We start from the raw sequence: 19,062 nt of genomic DNA, 5'->3' as shown, positions 1-19,062 counted from the left end.
ACAACCTCACGCAGCGGTATCAGCCCAGGCGCGGGCGGCGGCGCCAGACTCCGGCGCGCTCCTGCGGACGCTTGCCACCTCTACCAGTGCCCCGCATTCACCGCTCGCACCGCCTTCACAATACGTGCCCGCCGACGGCCGGCACTTCCAGCTCCTCCGGCATGGCGTCCTTGCCCGTCGCGCCTTTGCGGCGAGCGGGGAAAATCGCGTCGCGCAGACGCAGGAACGGGAACTCGACGGCGCGCGTCGTTACATAGCCGATCACGATCGCGATCAGAAACTGCGCGATCAACACCGGCGCCCACGCGGCAAGCGGCGGAACATGCAGGGCCGCGGCCTTGCGGATCAGCATGTCGCCGGGCGCGAGCGCAAGCGAATGCCACAGGTAAATCCCATACGAATACACGCCGATCCAGGCAATCGCGCGAAACAGCCACGCGTCGCGAATGTTCTTCGCATACTCGATGGTCAGTACGATCAGCGCGCAAAAGCCCAGCGCCTGAATCGTATAACCAATGCTTTCGTCCAGCGGCACATTCTTCGTGGCGAGCACAAGCCATGCGACCAGTGCGACGACGATGGCGATCAACGTTCTCTTGTGCGAGGCAAGGCGCCGGTATACCTCAGGCTTCATCCAGTAGATGGCGGCAAGGATCACACCGAACAGCAGGCTGTCGATGCGATATTGCGTGTAATAGAACGCCGCATCCAGATCGCCTCTCGCGACGACCACGCAACGCGCCGCCAACACGATCGCGCAAATGGCGAGCAGCGTGGCAAGAATGGCGTTCGCCCGCAGCTTGAGCATGGTCACGACCAGCAGCAGGGCCGGCAGGAACAGATAGAAATGCTCTTCGACAGCGAGGCTCCAGGTCTGCGTAATCGAAGACCCCAGATAGTTCTGCATGTGCGTGAGATTCTGCACGAGGAAGGTGCTGGTCGGATGGCGGCCGGCAAAGACGTGGAACAGGATCAGCACGTAGTAAGCGGGCCAGATCTTGAAGATCCGCCGGATGATGAAACGCCGCGCATCGATATGGCCGACTTTGGCATATTGCTTGAGCAGCAGCCCGCCGACCAGAAAACCGCTCAGCGTGAAGAACAGGTTGACGCCTTCCTTGCCGAAGCTCTTCAGCGGATACTCGATGGCGGCCACAATCGCGCTACCGGTATGCACCGTATGGAAGTGGAAGCCCATCACCGCGATGATGGCAATGCCTCGAATGAAGTCCAGCTCGATGGAGCGTTGCGGCCCTGTTGTGTTTGCTGTGCCGAACCAGCGCATGATCTTCCCCCAACCACGGAATTAACGTTTTGAACTGATTTTCGCCACCTCTCCTGCCATCTTCTTGTGCCATTTCCGGCTTTACCCGCCAACATTGCGCCATTCGCGGCCATCCGCGGCGACTGTGGGCCTTCTCCAACGGCCGTTGAATACCTCATACCAGGGCGGCAGTCGATTCACGCCGAACGCTAGTCGTAGCACGCCGCCGCTGGCGGGCGCCAATTTGAGCACTGCTATATTCGAACTTGTTATTGGGGGAATCCGGGGCCATGGGAACCACCATGAGAAAACCCGTTATCACGCGGCCTTTACCGGGCCGTCACGCGCCTGTCTGCCGTCGCGGTGATGCGCACGACGATGCGGCAGCCGGCACCTTCACGTTACGCGCTTTCAGCGGAATCCTCCTGATACTTATGCCGGGCCTCGCGCTCGCGCCACGCTTTGCCTCGCGCACCAACGTGTATGCGCAGCTTACGTGGCCGACGCGCGGCTTGCGTGGCGTGGCACACCGACAGTCGCGCGGCGGGCCTGCACATTGCGTGTGACGTGAACACCGGAGCATAAGGAGAACCCAACCGTGCGTAACAAGTTCACCGGCGTCTGGATCTGGCTTTTCCTGCTGCCTCTCGCTCTGGATTTCAAGGGTGCCGAAGACGCCTCCAGCCACCTCACGCAGATCCTGCTCGTGGCGCCCTCGGTGGGTGCCGGACTGTTGCTCTTGCTGATCGCGCCGCGCTCCGAATCTCGCTCGCATCTGCGTAAGGTCATCACGTTCGCGCTGCTGACGACGATTCTCGGCAGCGTCCTCACCCAGGCGTTGCAAGGCAATGATGCGGGCAACTATATGCGCGTCATGTTGCCGTTTTTACTGTTCACGCTCGGCTATTTTGTGGCCTGTCATCCGTGGAGCGACGTGCGCCTCGCGCAAATCGAAAAGGCCCTGATGTGGTCCATGATCGTTTCGCTTGTGTTCAGTTTCATGTACGGCATGGCGACCGGCGGCGGCCTGGACCAGTTACGCTTTCGCATCGTCTCGGTGACCTTCCTCGGATTGCAGGCCATCCTGTTGCATGAGTTCGTGGTCGCCAAGCGCTATACCCGTTTCGCTCTTGCGTTGTTTCTCGGCAGCATCGTGATCGAACTGCTGAGCGTCACGCGCTCGCTGCTGGTCGGCACCGCGCTGCTGTTCATGCTCGCCACCTGGCTGAGCGCAACCTCGTTTCGACATCTGCTGCGTGCGGCGATGCGCTCGCTCGTGATCGGTCTTCTGATCGGCGTCACCGTTATGGGGGCGGCGTCGCTATTTCCGGGCGTATCCGCACACTGGACCCAGCGGATTTTTGCGTCCAAGGGAACCGAAGCCGGCGTCGATCCGACCACCATCACGCGGCTCGCAGAAATGAAAAACCAGTACGATCAGGTGACGTCGTCGACGGTCTCGCTACTCGCCGGTGAAGGCTACGGACACCCGTACCGCTATTCGCCCACTTACCTGCGCGACCTGCACGGCCAGATGAGCGCGAAGGATTTCTTCGCCATCCACGAGTGGGTAGCCGGCCACAACTTCTGGGTGTATCAGTTTTTCGCAGGCGGCCTGCTGTTTGGTATCGGCCTGCCGCTCGCCGTGCTGTATGCGATTTATAAGAGCGTGATGGCGCATCGCGAGTGGCGCCGGCGCATGCCGGGCATGCTGTATCTGCCGGTATTGGGACGCTCCATCCTGTTGCTGGCCGCGCTGCCGGCCACCTCGATTGGCGGCAATCCGCTGGGACCACGCTTCTCCGGCCTCATCTATGGCGTCGCGCTTGGCCTGGTGGTAGCCACCTACGCACGGATTGCGAAGACCATGCGCGCGCGTGCCGCACGCCACGTCGGCCGCGCATACCGTCGCGCACCGTCGGTGTCGCCCGCGCCGCAATGGCCGGTCTCGCCCATCGACACGCGGCCCGGCGTTGCCCAGCTGCCGCATGGTCTGCAGGGCGAGACGCAATCATGAAGATCCTTCATCTGCTGTCGACCCTCGATCCGCGCGCCGGCGGCCCCACGGAAGGCGTGCGCCAAAGCGGCCTCAACATGACGGCGCTGGGTCACCAGATCGAGGTGGCCACCGTCGACGATCCCGCTGCGCCGTGGCTGCGCGATTTCCCGTTGACGGTCCATGCGCTTGGACCGGGCAAAGGATTCTATGGGCTCACGCCAAGGCTCGTCCCGTGGCTGCAGGCGCACGCGTCCTGCTTCGATGCGCTCATCGTCAACGGCCTCTGGCAATACCACAGCTATGGCACGTGGAAGGCACTGCGTCATCTGGACGTGCCCTATTACGTGTTTCCGCACGGCATGCTCGATCCCTGGTTCAAACAAACCTACCCGCTCAAGCATCTGAAGAAATGTTTGTACTGGCCGTGGGCGGAATATCGGGTGCTGCGCGATGCGACGCGCGTGATGTTTACCACCCAGGAAGAATGCCGCCTCGCACGCGAATCATTCAGGCTGTATCGCGCCAGGGAAGAAGTGGTGGCGTTCGGTACCAACCGGCCGCCTGCCGATGCAGCCGGCTTGCGCGAAGCGTTTTACGCTGCGCACCCGGCGCTGCGTGACAAACGCCTGATTCTTTTTCTCGGCCGCATTCATCCAAAGAAGGGCTGTGACCTGCTGCTCAAGGCCTTCGCCCAGGCACGCAATCTTGACCCGGCCGCGCACCTGGTGATGGCGGGCCCCGATGGCAGCGACTGGACGCCCGCACTGAAAACGCTCGGCGCCGAACTCGGCATTGCCGGGCGCGTCACGTGGACCGGCATGCTGCAAGGCGACGCAAAGTGGGGAGCGTTCTACGCAAGCGACGCGTTCGTGTTGCCCTCGCATCAGGAGAATTTCGGCATTGCGGTTGCCGAGGCGCTCGCATGCGGCCTGCCCGCCCTGATCTCCGACAAGGTGAATATCTGGCGCGAAGTCGAAACAGATGGGGCGGGTCTGGTCGCCCCGGATACGGTCGACGGCACGCTCGATATGCTCACGCGCTGGCTGCAGCTCGACCCTGTACTGGCCGCGGCCATGCGCGTGCAGGCACTGCAATGCTTCGAGCGTCACTTTACGGTGGATGCGATGTCGGCGGACCTGCTGCGGATCCTTCAGGAAGGCCGTCGGGACGAAGGTAAACAGAAACCGACGCTGGCTCGCGCCGGAGCCGGACTGACTGCACCCCGCTAGGCGTTCGTCCTGCCTCGCTCACGGAAGCTGCAGGACGTAGCGTGCAAGCCGCTACGTCCTCACCCGCTCACTTCTTCGCGAGGAACAACAAATCCTCGTCCATCGGCCGCACCTCGGCCGCGAACGGCAATTTCTCTCCCACCGGCTCTCCGGTCGCAGCCGGCGCCGACATCAGCGTAGAAAAGCTCGCGAGCGGCGCGGACCCCTGTTCCTTGAGCGTTCTGCCAATGTGCTCGGCAAGACGCAAGGCCAATGCGGTAATCGTGATGGTCGGGAAATTGGCGCCCACTGTGGGGAATACCGAACTGCCGGCGATGTAAAGGTTCGAGATGCCGTGCACCTTGCAATCACGATCCACCACGCCCTGCTGCGGCGAATCGTGCATACGCGTCGTGCCCATGTGATGCCACGTGCCTTCGAGCTCGGCCGGCCACGGCCGTCCCTCCAGCGGCGCGCCGAGCGTCACGCTCGCCACGCCCGCCCGCTGCATTTCCTCGGCCAGCAAGGCGTTGGTGCGATCGAAGGTACGCTTCACCAGATCCGTCAGCTGCCAGTCGACCTTCACGCGATTCATGCCGAGCCGGTCTTTCTGCGTCGACAAGGTCACTCGGCTGTTGCGATTCGGCTCGGCCTCGACAATGGTCTGGAACTTCACATCCGTAATCAGCGCGCGCGGCTGGAATAAACGTGCCGCACCGAAGCAGCCTGCTTCAACAGGATGCAGCGCCATCGCCATCAGATCCTTGCGCAGACTCCAGCCAGGTTGATCCTTGTTCAGCAACGCCTGCTTGCAGCGGATCAGTGCTTCGGCTCCCTGAGTATTTTCACCATAAAACATCGAGTAGAACCAGACGCGTGCATTCAGCAGTTTCTCGCGTTGCAGGACCTGCTGCGTGAGCGCGAACTGCGACGAAATATGCTGGCCATGCGCCTTCACGGCGTCGTTCTGATAGTGATACTTGATGTCGTAGAGCTTGTTGCGCGCCCACGGCTTGTTGAAGCGGATACTGCCCGACATCACGCGCGGATGGTCCATGAAATAGCGACCCACCAGATCGTTGCCGTTGCCGAGGCCCGCCGCCTGCACCTTGTTGGCGGCGAGCAATATGCGCGCGTTCTCGATTCCGCCCGTGGCCAGAATGAAGAGTTTGGCCGCAACCGCAAAGCGGCGACCGCTGAGGGTGCCGACCTGAATCCGCGAAACGTTCTGCGCTTCGCCGTCGGTGTCGATATCGAGTGCGTTCGCATTGATCAGCACGCGCACATGCCGCGAGTTCTGCAATTCGCCACGGTACATCTTGCCGAAACGCACCGGGGGGCTGAACTGTGAAATGGTGTCGCGCACATTGCCGCTTGGCAGCGGATGACGCTTTACGTCGGAACGGTTGATTGCCGACTCCCAGAATGCGGGGTCGAAATTATCCGGTCCCAGTTTGAGCAGCTCGTGCGTGCGCGCATAGTACGGCTTGAGTTCTTCGAGTCCGAACGGCCAGCCGCTATCCTGCACCCAGTCGCGCTTTTCAAAGTCCCATGGATCGAGCGGACGGCACCAGCCACCCCAGCAATTGCTGCTGCCGCCAAGGAAGCGGCTGCGGCTGCCATCTGCGAAGGTGTAGGGAATCCCTACGTTCTCGCCGCGATACAGATCGCGCGTTTCGTCGTCGGCCTTGTAACCGCCGCTCTCGAGCAAACAGGTATCGATACCCAGCTTGTCCATTTCGAGCGCGAACGTAATACCGGCGACGCCTGCCCCGATAATGCAAACCGTGGTCCCAATGACTGACCCTTCTTCCACACTTCGGCTGTCGATGAACATCCCCGCTCCCGTGATTCTTGTGCAGCCGCCTCACCGGCGCGTCACGCCGGCCACCTGATGTTCATGAGCGTTGCGCAAGACCCTCGCGTTTCACGCACTTGAGATGCCGACGCCTGGCCCGCGGCGGCATTCAGCGGTACGTGCTCAGGTACTTGTGCAACACTGCCGACAAGCCGCTCGTTGCGGTCTGCGGTCGCCCGGACAGAACCGGCCCGGGTAATTCATCACAAGCACTGCCATCTATCTTTCATGCAACTGGTATTGTCGGGTGTTCGGTATCGCGCATTACTGTGCGCGTGGCGGCGGGAAGCGCTTCTTGATGAAGCGCGCCGGATTGCCGCCATAAACACCGCCCGCTTCGAGCGAGCGGTGCACCACCGACAACGGTGTCACGAGCGCGGAACGGCCGATCGTCACACCCATCTGTACCACGCACTTCGAAGCGATCCATACGCCGTCTTCAATCACGATGGGCTCAACATGCAGGTCCATGCTGGTCGCGTGATCGTGAGAGCCTGAGGTTAAAAAAGTGCCTTGAGAAATGCACACATTCGCGCCGATGCGGATCGGCGCCTGGTTGTAAATCCATGCGTCCACGCCGAACCACGAGTTCGCACCGACTTCGAGATTCCACGGTGCCTTGACGCGTATCGGATGCACGAAACGACAGTTCGGTCCGATCTTCGCGCCGAACAGACGCAACAGCCCGACTCGCAGCGCGGAAAACGGCACCAGCTTGTTGTTGATCACGCACGCCTCGACGATGAACCACACGAGTTCCGTCAACGCGCTCACGCGGCGCACGTAATTGCCCTTGCCGGCAAGGCTCAAATCGATCACGCGCGGTGTTTCCGGCGCTGCCGGTACGGCAGCCGGATCCCAGCCGGATGGTGCGTCGAGATCGTCGCGTTTCATGTGAAGTTTGCGCTCCAGTTGCATGCTGCTCACCTTCTGCGTGGACCGGGTCCACCGTCGACGCTGTGTCTACGCCACGCAGCACCGTCCCGGAAATTGTGCCGAGTCCACAGACTATTTCTCTTTTTGCGGATCGCGATTGGCTTGATGTGCACAGGCTTTGTCGGCATTCGACAGGTCTCTCATCCAGGAAACGACGCGGTTGACACTACCATTAGGATGGCGCGGCGCGAATTCGCGCGCTGCCCCGTTTTAGTGCTTTGGAACCGTGCCATGAACGCTCTCGCCTTACGCATCGTATCGACCCTCGCGGTTGTTTCAATGGCACTCGCCTCGCAGTTCGCGCATGCCCAGGCGCTCGCAACTTACGGCGATGCGCCGGCCGCCGAAGCCGCTGGCGCCGCTGCTGCAGCGAACCGCGGCGGTAACGGCGGCGCCCTCAACGCAGGCGCAGGCGACGCGTCACTGCTTGGCGCACCCAATGCCTACGGCGACGTCTATCAGGCGCAAACCTCGCTGGAACGACGCATTCCGACTGCAGGGGCGAACGCACAGGCACAGGCCGCCACCCCGAACCAGCGCATGCTCAACAATCCCGACGCACCGCAAGCAGGAGGTGCTGCGCGTGCCGGGGGCGCGAGGCCCGCTAATGCGAACGGCAACGTCAAGGCCACCATGCTCACGGAGGCGCCCGATACGGCCGCCATCCAACTTTATGGCAACGGCACTGCCAAAGGGTCAGTCCATAAGGATGTCTACAAGCAGCCCTGGTAAGCCCCATCGCAGCGCCTGAATCAGGCCGCCTGAGGGCGGCCTGATTCATTACATCATGTCGATTTCAATCAACCTGAGTCGGCTCGAGCGGCGCAGCAGCCAGCTTCTCGTGAGACAGACCATTCGCCGGACTCGCCGCGCCACCACCATGCACGGCTTCGGCGCCCTGGCCGCACAGTTCCGCCAGCTTCAGATTCAAACCACCCAGCACACTTACGCTCGACAACCTGCGTTCGGCGTACTCACGCCCTGCTGCACCGAGCGCGGCACGGCGCGCCGGATCCGAGGCAAGCGCCTCGATGGCTTGCACCAGTGCATCGACGTCTTCCGGAGGAATGACCACACCACGCGGCGCCACGACGTCCGACAGTTCGGTTCCGGCGCAGGCCATCGCGACGATTGCGCGACCGCTCGCCAGCATGCCGACGAGTTTGGACGGCATCACCAGATCCGCTGCGCCGCCACGTTGCGGCAGCACATGAATGTCCGCCAGGTTGAGTAACTGATTCAGCTGTCGCGCCGGCTGCAATGGAATGAAGCTGCAATTCGCGAGGCCCGCGCAGCGTGCTTCGAGTTTCGCGCGCAGCGGCCCATTCCCGCAAAACACGAAACTGATATCCGGACGGCGAACCAGTTGAGCCGCGGCCTCCGCGAGAATTTCCAGCCCTTGTTTGGAACCCATGTTGCCGGAATACAGCACCACCGTTTGCGGCGCAGGGCCTTTGTCGAGACCGAGCAACCTGCGGTAGTGGCGGGCGTGCGCGAGCGGCACGATGGAGCGCGTATCGACCCAGTTCGGCAGACAGGCCGTTTTGAGCGGGTCGACACCTTTGAGAACGGCACGCTCCACCATCTTTTCAGACAGGCTCGACACCATGTCGAAACGGGTCAGCAGCCGGCGCTCGATGGCAAGCGCGATGCGCCGCGTGAGCTGGCCCTTGATCATGCCCAGATCGAAGGCCGCATCCACCTCGTAGTCCTGAATATGCAGCCACGATTTCGCACCGCTCAAGCGCGCAACCAGCCATGCCGCAGGCGCGCTCATCAGACTGGGGGCGATGCTCATCACGACGTCCGCGCGCCACGCCACCTGGGCCGCCAGCACCGGCAGCGACGTCAACGAAAAGCTGGCGAGATGCAGCAGGCGCAAAACGCCTGACGGTTTGGCGGGCACCCAGAGCGGTACCCGCATGACGGATACGCCGCTGCGCTGTTCGAAGCGATAGCGCCACGCGCTGAAGCCCTCGGCAATCCGCCATTGCGGATAGTACGGCGGCGCGCACACGACCCGTACGTCGTGTCCTTCGGTGGCCAGCGCTTCCGCCATTTCAGCGGTGTACTTACCGACTCCGGTGAGCTCCGGCGCGTAGTTGAGCCCGACAATCAATATTCTCATACCCCTCTCCCCTTCAGCACTCCGCGGAGCACGCGCCGGCGCCCCGCTTCGATCTGCCCAGCGGCGCTGCGTGTTCAGCTGGTAAGCATGACGGCACATCCACGTGCAATGTTCGATGCGGCATTCGGCGGGTCGAAGCGCCCAATCACCTCCATGCAGGCACGTGCCGTCTTCTCCGTATCGGCGAAGGCTTCGAGGGCCTTGAGCATCGTGCGATGCAACGACGCGCTATCACCGGAACGGAACGCATAACCCGTGACGCCGTCGATCACCAGTTCCGGCACACAGCCGCAGTTGTCGCTGACCACCGCCGGGCAGCCATGGTTGAGCGCCTCATTGACGACGAGGCCCCACGGCTCGCTGAAGCTCGGCAACACCATACAGGTCGCGCCGAAATATTCGCGCGACAAGCCTTCGTCCTGCAGACTGCCGACAAACGTCACCGCCTCGGCAAGACCGCTTTCGTTCACGGTTTTTTGCAGCTGCTCGCCTTGCGGGCCGGTGCCGACAATCCGCAGATGCGCTTCCGGAATGCTGCGCCGGACCGCCGCAAACGCGTCGATCAGCGCGTCCACGCCCTTCTCCTGCGACAGACGCCCGACGAACAGAAATACCGGCTGCTGGCCGCTGCGCGCGCGCAAGCGTTCGTCGAGCGCCTCGTCCGGCACGAAGGACTTCGGCAACGCAGCCGCCTGGCACGGAATGAAAATGCGTTCGCGTTTAGCACCCAGCGACATCAGATACTCGCGGCTGCGTTCGCCAAAACCGAAATAGCCATCGCACAGCGCGAAAAACACGCGCTTCGGAATCGACGTCAACAAACGCCGCGGACGGTCGCGTCCGGTCGAATCGCAGAACACGGCGCGGCGCTTGCCGGTCAGGATGCAGGCAATCAGCATGGCCCAGTACTCCGGGCGATGATAGCCGGGCAGCACGACGAGATCGGCTCTGGTCTTCAGCACCTCCATCGTCAGGCGATAGGTCATGCGCCATCTGGGCACGTCCTCGTAGCAGCCGTCGAACAGCTTGCGCATCGGATAACGGTGGTACGAATAATCGACATCGGAAAAGCCGAGCCTGAAGTGCTCGGTCTCCGAAATCTGCACGATCGAATACTTGATCGCGCTTGCCGCGGAGCTGGCGTGCAGCGCCGAGAACACCACGCCTTTATGGCGCGACCAGACCACGTTGTGGAAGATCGTGACGGAGCCGGTTGCCATTTCAGACTGTCCCTTCAGAAAGCGTAGCGGTGCCAAAGCGCGCAATGAAGTCCTTATAGGTTGCTTCGATGCCTTCCTGCAGGCCGATGCGCGCGCGCCAGCCCATTCGCGCCAGGCGCGACACGTCGAGTAGTTTGCGCGGCGTGCCATCCGGCTTGGACGTATCGAACACGATCTGGCCGTCGAAGCCCACGGCTTGCGCCACACGCTCCGCCACTTCGCGAATCGACAGGTCGTCGCCGACGCCCACGTTCAGCAGTCCATCCGCCACTTCGCGCTCCAGTACGAATGCAGTGGCCGCAGCGAGATCGTCGACATGCAGAAACTCGCGGCGCGGTGTGCCGGTGCCCCATACGGTCAGCACGCTCTCGCCGTGCAGCTTCGCCTCGTGGGCCTTGCGGATCAGCGCGGGCAGCACGTGGCTGTTGCGCAGATCGTAGTTGTCGTTCGGTCCATAAAGATTGGTGGGCATCAGCGCGACGAACTTCGTACCGTACTGGCGGTTGTACGCCTCGCACAGCTTGAGACCGGCAATCTTGGCGATGGCGTACGGCTCGTTGGTCGATTCGAGCGCCGAACTCAACAGGTACTCTTCCTCGATCGGCTGCGCGCAAGCCTTCGGATAAATGCACGATGAACCGAAAAACACGAGGCGCGTCACACCTGCCTGATAGGCCGCGTGGATCACGTTGGTTTCGATCGCGAGATTCTGGTAAATGAAGTCCGCCGGCTGCGTGGCGTTGGCAAGAATACCGCCTACTCGCGCCGCCGCCAGCAACACCACGTCGACGTTCTCGCTATCGAAAAAGCGCCGCACCGCCGCCTGATCGAGCAGATCCAGTTCTGCGTGGGACCGGGTCAGAATGTCCGTATAGCCGTCCGCCTGCAGCCGGCGGACGAGCGCCGAGCCGACCATGCCGCGATGGCCGGCGACGAAAATGCGCGCGCTCTTGTTCATGGCGTCACTCGTGATGTTCGAGGGCTTTGAAGCCAGCCAGGGTGACCAGCGCATCGCGACGCGCCAACTGATAGTCGGAGCGCACCATTTCCTTCACCAGCGTCTGGAACGGCGTGGTCGGTTTCCAGCCCAGCTTCGCATGCGCCTTGGACGGATCACCGAGCAGAGTCTGCACTTCCGTCGGACGGAAGTAGCGCGGATCGACACGCACGATCACGTCGCCGGGCGACAGACGCGTTTCCTTGCCTTCCACCTTGTCGACGATGCCGAGCTCATCCACACCCTCGCCTTCGAAACGCACTGTCACACCCAACTCGCCCGCTGCCGCCTGAATGAATTCGCGCACGCTGTACTGCTGACCGGTGGCGATCACGAAGTCTTCAGGCTGCTCCTGCTGCAGCATCATCCACTGCATTTCGACGTAATCGCGCGCATGGCCCCAGTCGCGCAGCGCCGACAGATTGCCCAGGTACATATCGTCCTGCAGCCCGACCGCAATGCGAGCGAGGGCACGCGTGATCTTGCGCGTCACGAAGGTTTCGCCGCGCACCGGCGACTCGTGGTTGAACAGGATGCCGTTGCATGCATACATGCCGTACGCTTCGCGATAGTTCACCGTGATCCAGTAGGCGTAGAGCTTCGCCACCGCGTACGGGCTGCGCGGATAAAACGGCGTGGTTTCTTTCTGCGGCACTTCCTGCACCAGACCATAGAGCTCAGAGGTCGACGCCTGATAGAAGCGCGTTTTCTTTTCGAGTCCAAGAATGCGCATGGCTTCCAGAATCCGCAGCGGGCCAAGGCCATCTGCATTCGCCGTGTACTCGGGCTCTTCGAATGACACCGCAACGTGGCTTTGCGCGGCGAGGTTATAGATTTCGTCCGGTTGCACGCGCTGAATGATGCGCACCATGCTGGACGAGTCCGTCAAATCCCCGTGATGCAGGAAAAAGTGACGGTCGGCCACGTGCGGATCACAGCACAGATGATCGATCCGATCGGTGTTGAACAACGACGTGCGACGCTTGATGCCGTGCACATCGTAGCCCTTGGACAGCAGCAGGTCGGCCAGATAGGAGCCGTCCTGCCCTGTGACGCCGGTAATCAAAGCGACCTTCCGATCCATTCTGTTCCCCTCGACGAGCGTTTGACTGCATTACTGCGCGGCCGGCGGTCCACCGGCCATGCGTGAAAACCAACCTGAATATCCGCGCGCAATCAGTCCGCGCGGCTCTCGTAGCCGTAGTACCCGGTGTAGCCGCCCAGATTGAGCGAGGGTGGCGGCACGTCTGTGAGCAATACGCCGTGCAGATTGACGCCCGCATTCACGAGACGCTTGAGCGCCTCGGAGATTTCGTTCGGCGGGTGCCGTCCATGGCGCACCACCATCAGCGTCGTGCCCGCGTGCTTGCCGATCAATGCGGCGTCGGTGACGGCGAGGACCGGCGGCGTATCGACGATCACGAGGTCGTAGGCGCGGGAGAAATGCTCGAGCAAGGTGCGGAAGCGGTCGCTCATCAGCAGTTCGGACGGGTTGCCCGGCAAGCCGCCCTTGGTCAGCACATCCAGCCCGGGCAGCACGTCGTGCAGCACGCATTCCTGCGGATCGGCACCGTTGAGCACATCGGCGAGGCCCGGCGTATGGGGCAAGCCGAAATGCTTGTGAATGTCGCCCCGCCGCATGTCGCCGTCGATCAGCAGCACGCGCTTGTGCGCCGAAGCCACCAGCGCCGACAGGTTCACCGACATGAACGACTTGCCGGCGTCCGGTCGCGAGCCGGTCAGCATCACGACGTTGTTGCGCGCCGAGACCAGCGCGTACTGCAGCGTCGTGCGCAAACTGCGCACGCCTTCCACGGCGACGTCGTCGGGCGCCTGCGCGGCCAGCACATGCACACCCGCGCGACGCAAGCCGACGTTGCGCTGCACGCGCAGCTGGAGGTTGCTGCGCGGCACCACGGCACAGACCGGTACGCCGAGCAGCGATTCGATTTCCGTCGTGTTCTGCACACCACCGTAGAGTGTCTTGCGCGTGAAAGCCGCCAGAATGCCCAGCACCAGACCCAGACCGCCGGCAATCAGAATGAACAGCGCGCGTTGCGGGCGCACGGGATCGTCGGACGGTTCCGCGTAGTCGACCACGCGCACGCTGCCCACTTGCCCCGCCTTGATGATGCGCAGCTGCTGCGCGCTATTGAGCAGGTTCGTGTACAGCTCCGTGTCCACCCGCACGTCACGCAACAGACGCAGCGCGGTCTGCTCGGTGTCCGGCAGTGTCGACACGTTATGTGTCAGCGAGCCCTGCACGCTTTGCAATTGCGAAATCTGCGCATCGAGCGCGGCAACCGCGGGGTGTGCCGCAGTAAAGCGCGTAGCAAGTTCCGCGCGCTGTTGCTGCAGGTCCACCAGCTTGGTCTTGTTTTCGACGATCTGTTGCAACAGCAGGCGGCTTTCCTCGCTCAGATCGACCGTGCCCTGCTTGTTGCGAAACGAGTTGTAGCGCTGCTCGGCCTGATCCAGTTCGGTACGCAGCTGCGGCAATTGCTGGTCGAGGAAGGCCAGCGTGTGCTCGGCTTCCGCTGACTTGCGGTCGATATCCTGCTGCACGTATTGCCGCGCAATGCTGTTGACGATCGCCGCCGTGAGTTCGCTGTTGGTGCCCTCCAGCGTCACCGCGATGATGCCGGACTGCACGGTCGTCTCCACGACGTTAAGCGCCTTTTGCAGCCTGGTGACCGTATCTAGCGTCGAAGCACGCGTCAAATCGAACTGCGTGCCGGGGCGCGCCGACAACGTATCCACCTGCAAACGCACCGGACCGCGCGAGGTCGTACCGACAGCGAGTTGCCCGGTGCGCGCCCGCAGCACCTCGGCGCCGCTCTCGTCCGTCACGATGAATGAATCGTCCGGCTGCACGGTCAGCACGAACGGCTTGCCATACATTTCCTTGGGCGTATCGAAAGTGGCGACGCTGATCTGCTCGCCGCCCCAGCCGTATTGCGGCATGCCGAACAGCGGCGCTGCGACGCCGTCGCCGCCGCGCCAGCGCGCGAGAAAGGTGCCGATCACCGGAAAGTGGCGCGGCGTGGCCGACATATCCAGATGCAGCTTGCGCACGGTCTCGTCGATCACGAGACGCGAGCGGATCAACTCGATTTGCGCCGAGGTCACCGCTTTGGTGTCAAAGATCGACGCCATCGTTTGCAACGCATCCTGCTTGCCGTTGGCGCCGCCGCCGCCGTTGCCATCGTTGCTGGTGTCCTCTACCTGAATCATCACGTCGGCGCGATATACCGGCGTCATCACGAACGCAACGGTAGTGCCGACCAGCAGCGCGAGCAGCGTGACCACCATGATCATGCGCCAATGCTGCGTGATGACGGACAGGTAGTCCGACAGGCGCAATTCATCGCCTGTCTGGACATCGATGTAACGATTTTCGAAGTTAGTAGCCATGGTTTCTTCAATCCCGCACAACAATTGCGTTGAATCGGCGCGCCGCGCCGGGCAGTGGACCATGCCCAGGTGCCCGGCGAGCGACTTACTTCGTGACAATCGCCGCAGTCAGCCCTGCGTTGACCAGCGGCAGCAACAGATTCAGCACCCGGCTAAAGCGCACCAGACCGCTGCTATCCAGATACACGACGTCCTTGGGTTCAAGTTCGAACTGGTTGGCGAGCAGCATCGAAACCGGCGAAGTCGCGTCGAGGTGATAGACCTGCGGCTCGATGCCTGGGCCGCCGCGAATCACATACAGTTCTTTCGCATCGGCCGAGGCCGGATTCACGCTGCCGGCTTGCGACAACGCTTCAGCGAGCGACAGCTTGCCGTTCTTCATCGGCAGGATCGTCGCCGGCTTGCCGACTTCTCCCATCACATACACGCCGTAATCTTCCCGCGCCTCGACACGCAGCAGATCGCCGTTTTGCAGCACGATCTTCGACGGGTTCTGGTTGTTGTGAAGCATTTGCGAAATGTTGATCTCGTAGGTCTTGTCGTCGCGCACGACGACAAGGTGGCTTTGATCCGCGTTCGGGGTAAAGCCGCCGGCCCGGTTGACCGCCTCGGTCAACGTCATCGGAATGTCGTTGATGGTCTGTGCACCCGGCGCCCGCACTTCACCGTCAATGTAGATCTGCGCCGCACGGAACGAAGCGACCCGTACCGTCACTTGCGGCTTGACCATCACAGCACTCAGCTTCTGATAGATCTTGGTCTGCACCTGCTCCGCCGTTTCACCGGCTACATGCAGATTGCCGGCGTACGGAAACTGCAGGTTACCGTCGTGATCGACGACAAAACCGATTGCCGCATCCGCAGGACGCGCGGAGGCTGCCGGCTGACCCAGTGCGGCGGCCAGTTCCGGGTGGTCCCAGACGGTGATCTGCAACACGTCGCCCGGGCCGAGCTTGTAGGCACCCGGCTTGCCGTAGAGCGCCGCAATACCGTTCGCGTCGCCCTGCACCACGGTCTGACGCATTTTCTGCACCGAAGCCAGCGTGATATCCGTAATCGGAACCTGCTGCTCGCCGGTGGCCTTGCCATCATCAGTATTACTGACGGGTAATGTAGGTGGCTGGAGCATCCGCATGCCCGGCGAGAGCGAGCACGCCGACAGCATTGCGAATGACGCCACGATCAAGAGACCCCGTGCACGCCTGACCGCCGTGTGCGCGAACTCCACCTTATTCGCTGCTCTTGTTATTTGAAACATCTTCGTCTCCCTCACTGCGTCAATAAGCATTGTTATGCACCAGGCCTTTGACGATCGTTGCCGCAATGATGCGCATGTCCAAACCAAAGGACCAGTTGCCCAGGTAATACAGGTCATGCTCCACACGCCGCTCCATTTTTTCGATCCTGTCGGTTTCGCCACGAAAACCATTGATCTGAGCCCATCCGGTGATGCCCGGCTTGATCCGGTAGCGCTGGATATAGCCCGCCACCACTTTCTGATAGAGGTCGTCATGTTCCAGCGCATGCGGACGCGGTCCGACCACCGACATATCGCCGCGTAGCACGTTGAAGAACTGCGGCAATTCGTCGAGGCTCGTGTGGCGCAAAAAGGCACCCACGCGGGTGATACGGCAATCGTGACGGGTCGCCTGATGAACCATGCCGGCCTGCTCGGTATGCAGGCGCATGGAACGGAACTTGTAGATGGTGAAGACGCGGCCGTCCGCACCCTTGCGTTTCTGCCTGAAGAGTACCGGGCCACGTGAAGAGAGCTTGACCGCAATTGCAATCGCCGCCAGCAACGGTGCCAGAGAAACCAGCGCGACCGCCGCAAAAAGCCGGTCGAACATCTCCTTCTGCAATTGCGAAGTCTGCGACAGCGGCGAGGCCACCAGATTGATGGCGGGCACGCCGAGCAGATCGATCATGGTGCTTTCGAACATCGCCACGCTGCGCAGATCCGGCATGAAGCGGATGTTGATCAGATCGTCGCGCAATTCCTTCACGCACTCATAGATGGTGTGCTCTTCCGATAGCGGCAACGCCAGCCACAATTCGTGAACGTCCTGAGCGCGGATGTAGTCCGCGAAGGCGCGCAGATCGTCGAACGATCGCACGGAGGGAATGGCCCCTTCCAGAGCGGGCGTGTCATGCGACACGTCGAGAACCGCGGCGGTGCGAAAGCCGGCGGCGGTGCAGCCGTCAATCTTGCGCACCAGGGCGGCGGCGTGCGCGCCCCGCCCGACCACCGCCACCTGGCGCAGGTTCATGCCGGCCAGACGCACGCGCGCCAGCACGCGGTGTACGACGATCCGCGAGGCGATCATCAGGGCGCCCGTCGTGCCGGTCCAGTAAGCGAACCACAGACGTGAGACGAAATCGGCGCGGTGCAGCGAGAACATCAGCACCAGTGCGCAGGTCTGCACCGTGATCCAGGCGAGCGATACCTGCCCGACCAGTCCCATCTTCGAACGGCCCCGCCAGGACACGTAAACCCCGAACGCGGGAAACAGCGCCAGCGCGAACGCGGCTGAAAATGCAACAAACGCGTAATAGGAATTACGCTGCCCGATGTCGTCAAAGCGTATGTTTGACGCGATCGCCGCACCCGACACGACCAGCACGACGTCTACGAGGCGTGCGGCCAATGCTTCCGGCTTGATCATTTTTTTCTCCCCACCTGCATCGAAACGGATTCGCCAACTACGACATGGTCAACTGCAGCGGCCGTACGTGTCGTCAAACCGCACGATGTCGTCTTCGCCGAGATACGATCCTGATTGCACTTCGATGATTTCGAGCGACACCTTGCCCGGGTTTTCCAATCGGTGACGCACGCCTAGCGGAATGAAGGTCGATTCGTTTTCACTCAGCAAAAAGCACTCTTCGCCGCGTGTGACCAGCGCCGTGCCGCTTACGACGACCCAGTGCTCGGCGCGGTGATGGTGCAGTTGCAGCGACAGCCGCGAACCCGGCGCGACCACGATGCGCTTCACCTGGAAGCGCTCGCCGTGATCGATCGAGTCATAAAAGCCCCACGGGCGGCGCACCTTGCGATGTTCGTTCGCTTCGGGCCCCTGCTGCGCCTTGAGCCGCGCAACCAGTCCCTTGACGTCCTGCACGTGCGAACGATCCGCTACCAGCACGGCGTCCGCGGTCTCGACCACCACGATGTCGTGGGTGCCGACGCAGGCCACGAGGCGTCCTTCCGAATGCGCGTATGACGAGCTCGCACCTTCGAACAGCACCCGGCCGCGCGCCACGTTGCCCGCGGCGTCCTTGTCGAGTGCATCCCACACCGCGTCCCACGATCCCAGATCGGACCAGCCCGCCACCAGCGGCACGACCACGCCTTCGAACGGACCGCCATCGGCGCCTGCGGTGCCGAGCCGCTCCATCACGGCGTAGTCGATCGAATCCGACGGCGCTTTCGAAAACGCCTCGGCTTGCGGCCGGAAGAACGGACCGTCCAGCTTGCCGGCCGTGTATGCGCAGAGACAGGCTTCGGCCATGGCAGGCTGCAGACGCTCGACGAGTTCGAGCCACACCGATGCGCGTACAACGAAAATGCCGCTATTCCACCAGTACCCGCCCGACGCCACATACTGCGCAGCCAGTTCAAGCGCGGGCTTTTCGACGAAACGGTCGATCCGGTGAGCGCCGTCTTCGAGTTCGGCGCCGACCCGGATGTAACCGAACGCGGTGTCAGGACGCGTCGGCGGCACGCCCAGGGTGGCGATTACGCCGCGCTGCGCGTGCAATGCGGCTTGCGCGACGGCTTGCTGAAAGGCGGGCGTGTCGAGCATCGTGTGATCGGCAGGCATCGCGACGATAATCGCGTCTTCGCCGCCGACCAGCGCGGCTGCGGCAGCGAGCGTCAAGGCGGGCGCCGTATCGCGGCGCGCCGGTTCTACCACCAGTTGTGCCGTGACGCCGTTCTCGCGCAACTGCTCGGCAGTCACAAAGCGATGCTCGTCGCCGCACACGATGATGGGCGCCGCGCGTACTGTCCATTGCGAAGGAAATCCGGCCATGCGC

General features: G+C 62.3%; 14 protein-coding genes. 3 read left to right on the top strand and 11 right to left on the bottom strand.

The window, feature by feature from the left end:
* Positions 1-115: 115 nt before the first annotated feature.
* The gene (locus VGH41_RS00140; protein WP_331595273.1) at positions 116-1,285 is read right to left on the bottom strand and encodes an acyltransferase; all 1,170 of its coding nucleotides are present in this window, start codon (positions 1,283-1,285) and stop codon (positions 116-118) included.
* Between the two features lie 577 nt (positions 1,286-1,862).
* On the opposite strand from VGH41_RS00140, the gene VGH41_RS00135 reads away from it, so the two are divergent.
* Both VGH41_RS00135 and VGH41_RS00130 read left to right on the top strand, forming a co-directional pair.
* Positions 1,863-3,281 carry a hypothetical protein gene (locus VGH41_RS00135; RefSeq protein ID WP_331595272.1) on the top strand — a complete coding sequence of 473 codons (1,419 nt, stop codon included), beginning with the start codon at positions 1,863-1,865 and terminating at the stop codon, positions 3,279-3,281.
* Positions 3,278-4,492 (top strand): glycosyltransferase, encoded by a 1,215-nt coding sequence (locus tag VGH41_RS00130; protein WP_331595271.1) that lies wholly within the window; start codon positions 3,278-3,280, stop codon positions 4,490-4,492. Before VGH41_RS00135 ends, VGH41_RS00130 begins: the two co-directional genes overlap by 4 nt.
* Before the next feature lie 67 nt (positions 4,493-4,559).
* Here the strand turns inward: VGH41_RS00130 and VGH41_RS00125 are convergent, their stop codons facing one another.
* Entirely contained in the window at positions 4,560-6,308 is a 1,749-nt protein-coding gene (locus VGH41_RS00125; RefSeq protein ID WP_331595270.1) for a GMC family oxidoreductase, read from the bottom strand.
* 285 nt (positions 6,309-6,593) lie between these two features.
* Positions 6,594-7,223, bottom strand: coding sequence for a DapH/DapD/GlmU-related protein (locus tag VGH41_RS00120; protein WP_331595269.1), 630 nt, complete (start codon positions 7,221-7,223; stop codon positions 6,594-6,596).
* 273 nt (positions 7,224-7,496) lie between these two features.
* On the opposite strand from VGH41_RS00120, the gene VGH41_RS00115 reads away from it, so the two are divergent.
* Entirely contained in the window at positions 7,497-7,997 is a 501-nt protein-coding gene (locus tag VGH41_RS00115) for a hypothetical protein (RefSeq protein WP_331595268.1), read from the top strand.
* Between the two features lie 64 nt (positions 7,998-8,061).
* Here VGH41_RS00115 and VGH41_RS00110 read toward each other — a convergent pair whose 3' ends face one another.
* The 8 genes from VGH41_RS00110 to VGH41_RS00075 form a co-directional block, all read right to left on the bottom strand.
* Entirely contained in the window at positions 8,062-9,393 is a 1,332-nt protein-coding gene (locus tag VGH41_RS00110) for a glycosyltransferase WbuB (protein WP_331595267.1), read from the bottom strand.
* A 74-nt stretch (positions 9,394-9,467) separates the two neighbouring features.
* On the bottom strand, positions 9,468-10,613 hold the full coding sequence (locus VGH41_RS00105; protein ID WP_331595266.1) for a glycosyltransferase family 4 protein: 1,146 nt from the start codon (positions 10,611-10,613) through the stop codon (positions 9,468-9,470).
* 1 nt (position 10,614) lies between these two features.
* The gene (locus tag VGH41_RS00100; protein ID WP_331595265.1) at positions 10,615-11,571 is read right to left on the bottom strand and encodes a GDP-L-fucose synthase; all 957 of its coding nucleotides are present in this window, start codon (positions 11,569-11,571) and stop codon (positions 10,615-10,617) included.
* A gap of 4 nt (positions 11,572-11,575) precedes the next feature.
* Positions 11,576-12,694, bottom strand: a complete 1,119-nt coding sequence (gmd, locus tag VGH41_RS00095; protein ID WP_331595264.1) for a GDP-mannose 4,6-dehydratase — start codon at positions 12,692-12,694, stop codon at positions 11,576-11,578.
* A gap of 92 nt (positions 12,695-12,786) precedes the next feature.
* Positions 12,787-15,024: a polysaccharide biosynthesis tyrosine autokinase gene (locus tag VGH41_RS00090; RefSeq protein WP_331595263.1), complete on the bottom strand. Its 2,238-nt coding sequence runs from the start codon at positions 15,022-15,024 to the stop codon at positions 12,787-12,789.
* Positions 15,025-15,109: 85 nt separating this feature from the next.
* Positions 15,110-16,189, bottom strand: a complete 1,080-nt coding sequence (locus VGH41_RS00085) for a polysaccharide biosynthesis/export family protein (RefSeq protein ID WP_331595318.1) — start codon at positions 16,187-16,189, stop codon at positions 15,110-15,112.
* Between the two features lie 112 nt (positions 16,190-16,301).
* Positions 16,302-17,690: an undecaprenyl-phosphate glucose phosphotransferase gene (locus VGH41_RS00080; RefSeq protein WP_331595262.1), complete on the bottom strand. Its 1,389-nt coding sequence runs from the start codon at positions 17,688-17,690 to the stop codon at positions 16,302-16,304.
* Positions 17,691-17,738: 48 nt separating this feature from the next.
* A partial coding sequence (locus VGH41_RS00075; RefSeq protein WP_331595261.1) for a mannose-1-phosphate guanylyltransferase/mannose-6-phosphate isomerase occupies positions 17,739-19,062 on the bottom strand: 1,324 nt, incomplete at its 5' end.

Origin of the sequence: Paraburkholderia sp., from assembly GCF_036488795.1 — a bacterium.
Lineage (GTDB): Bacteria > Pseudomonadota > Gammaproteobacteria > Burkholderiales > Burkholderiaceae > Paraburkholderia.
This window is presented reverse-complemented; position numbering and strand designations above follow the sequence as displayed.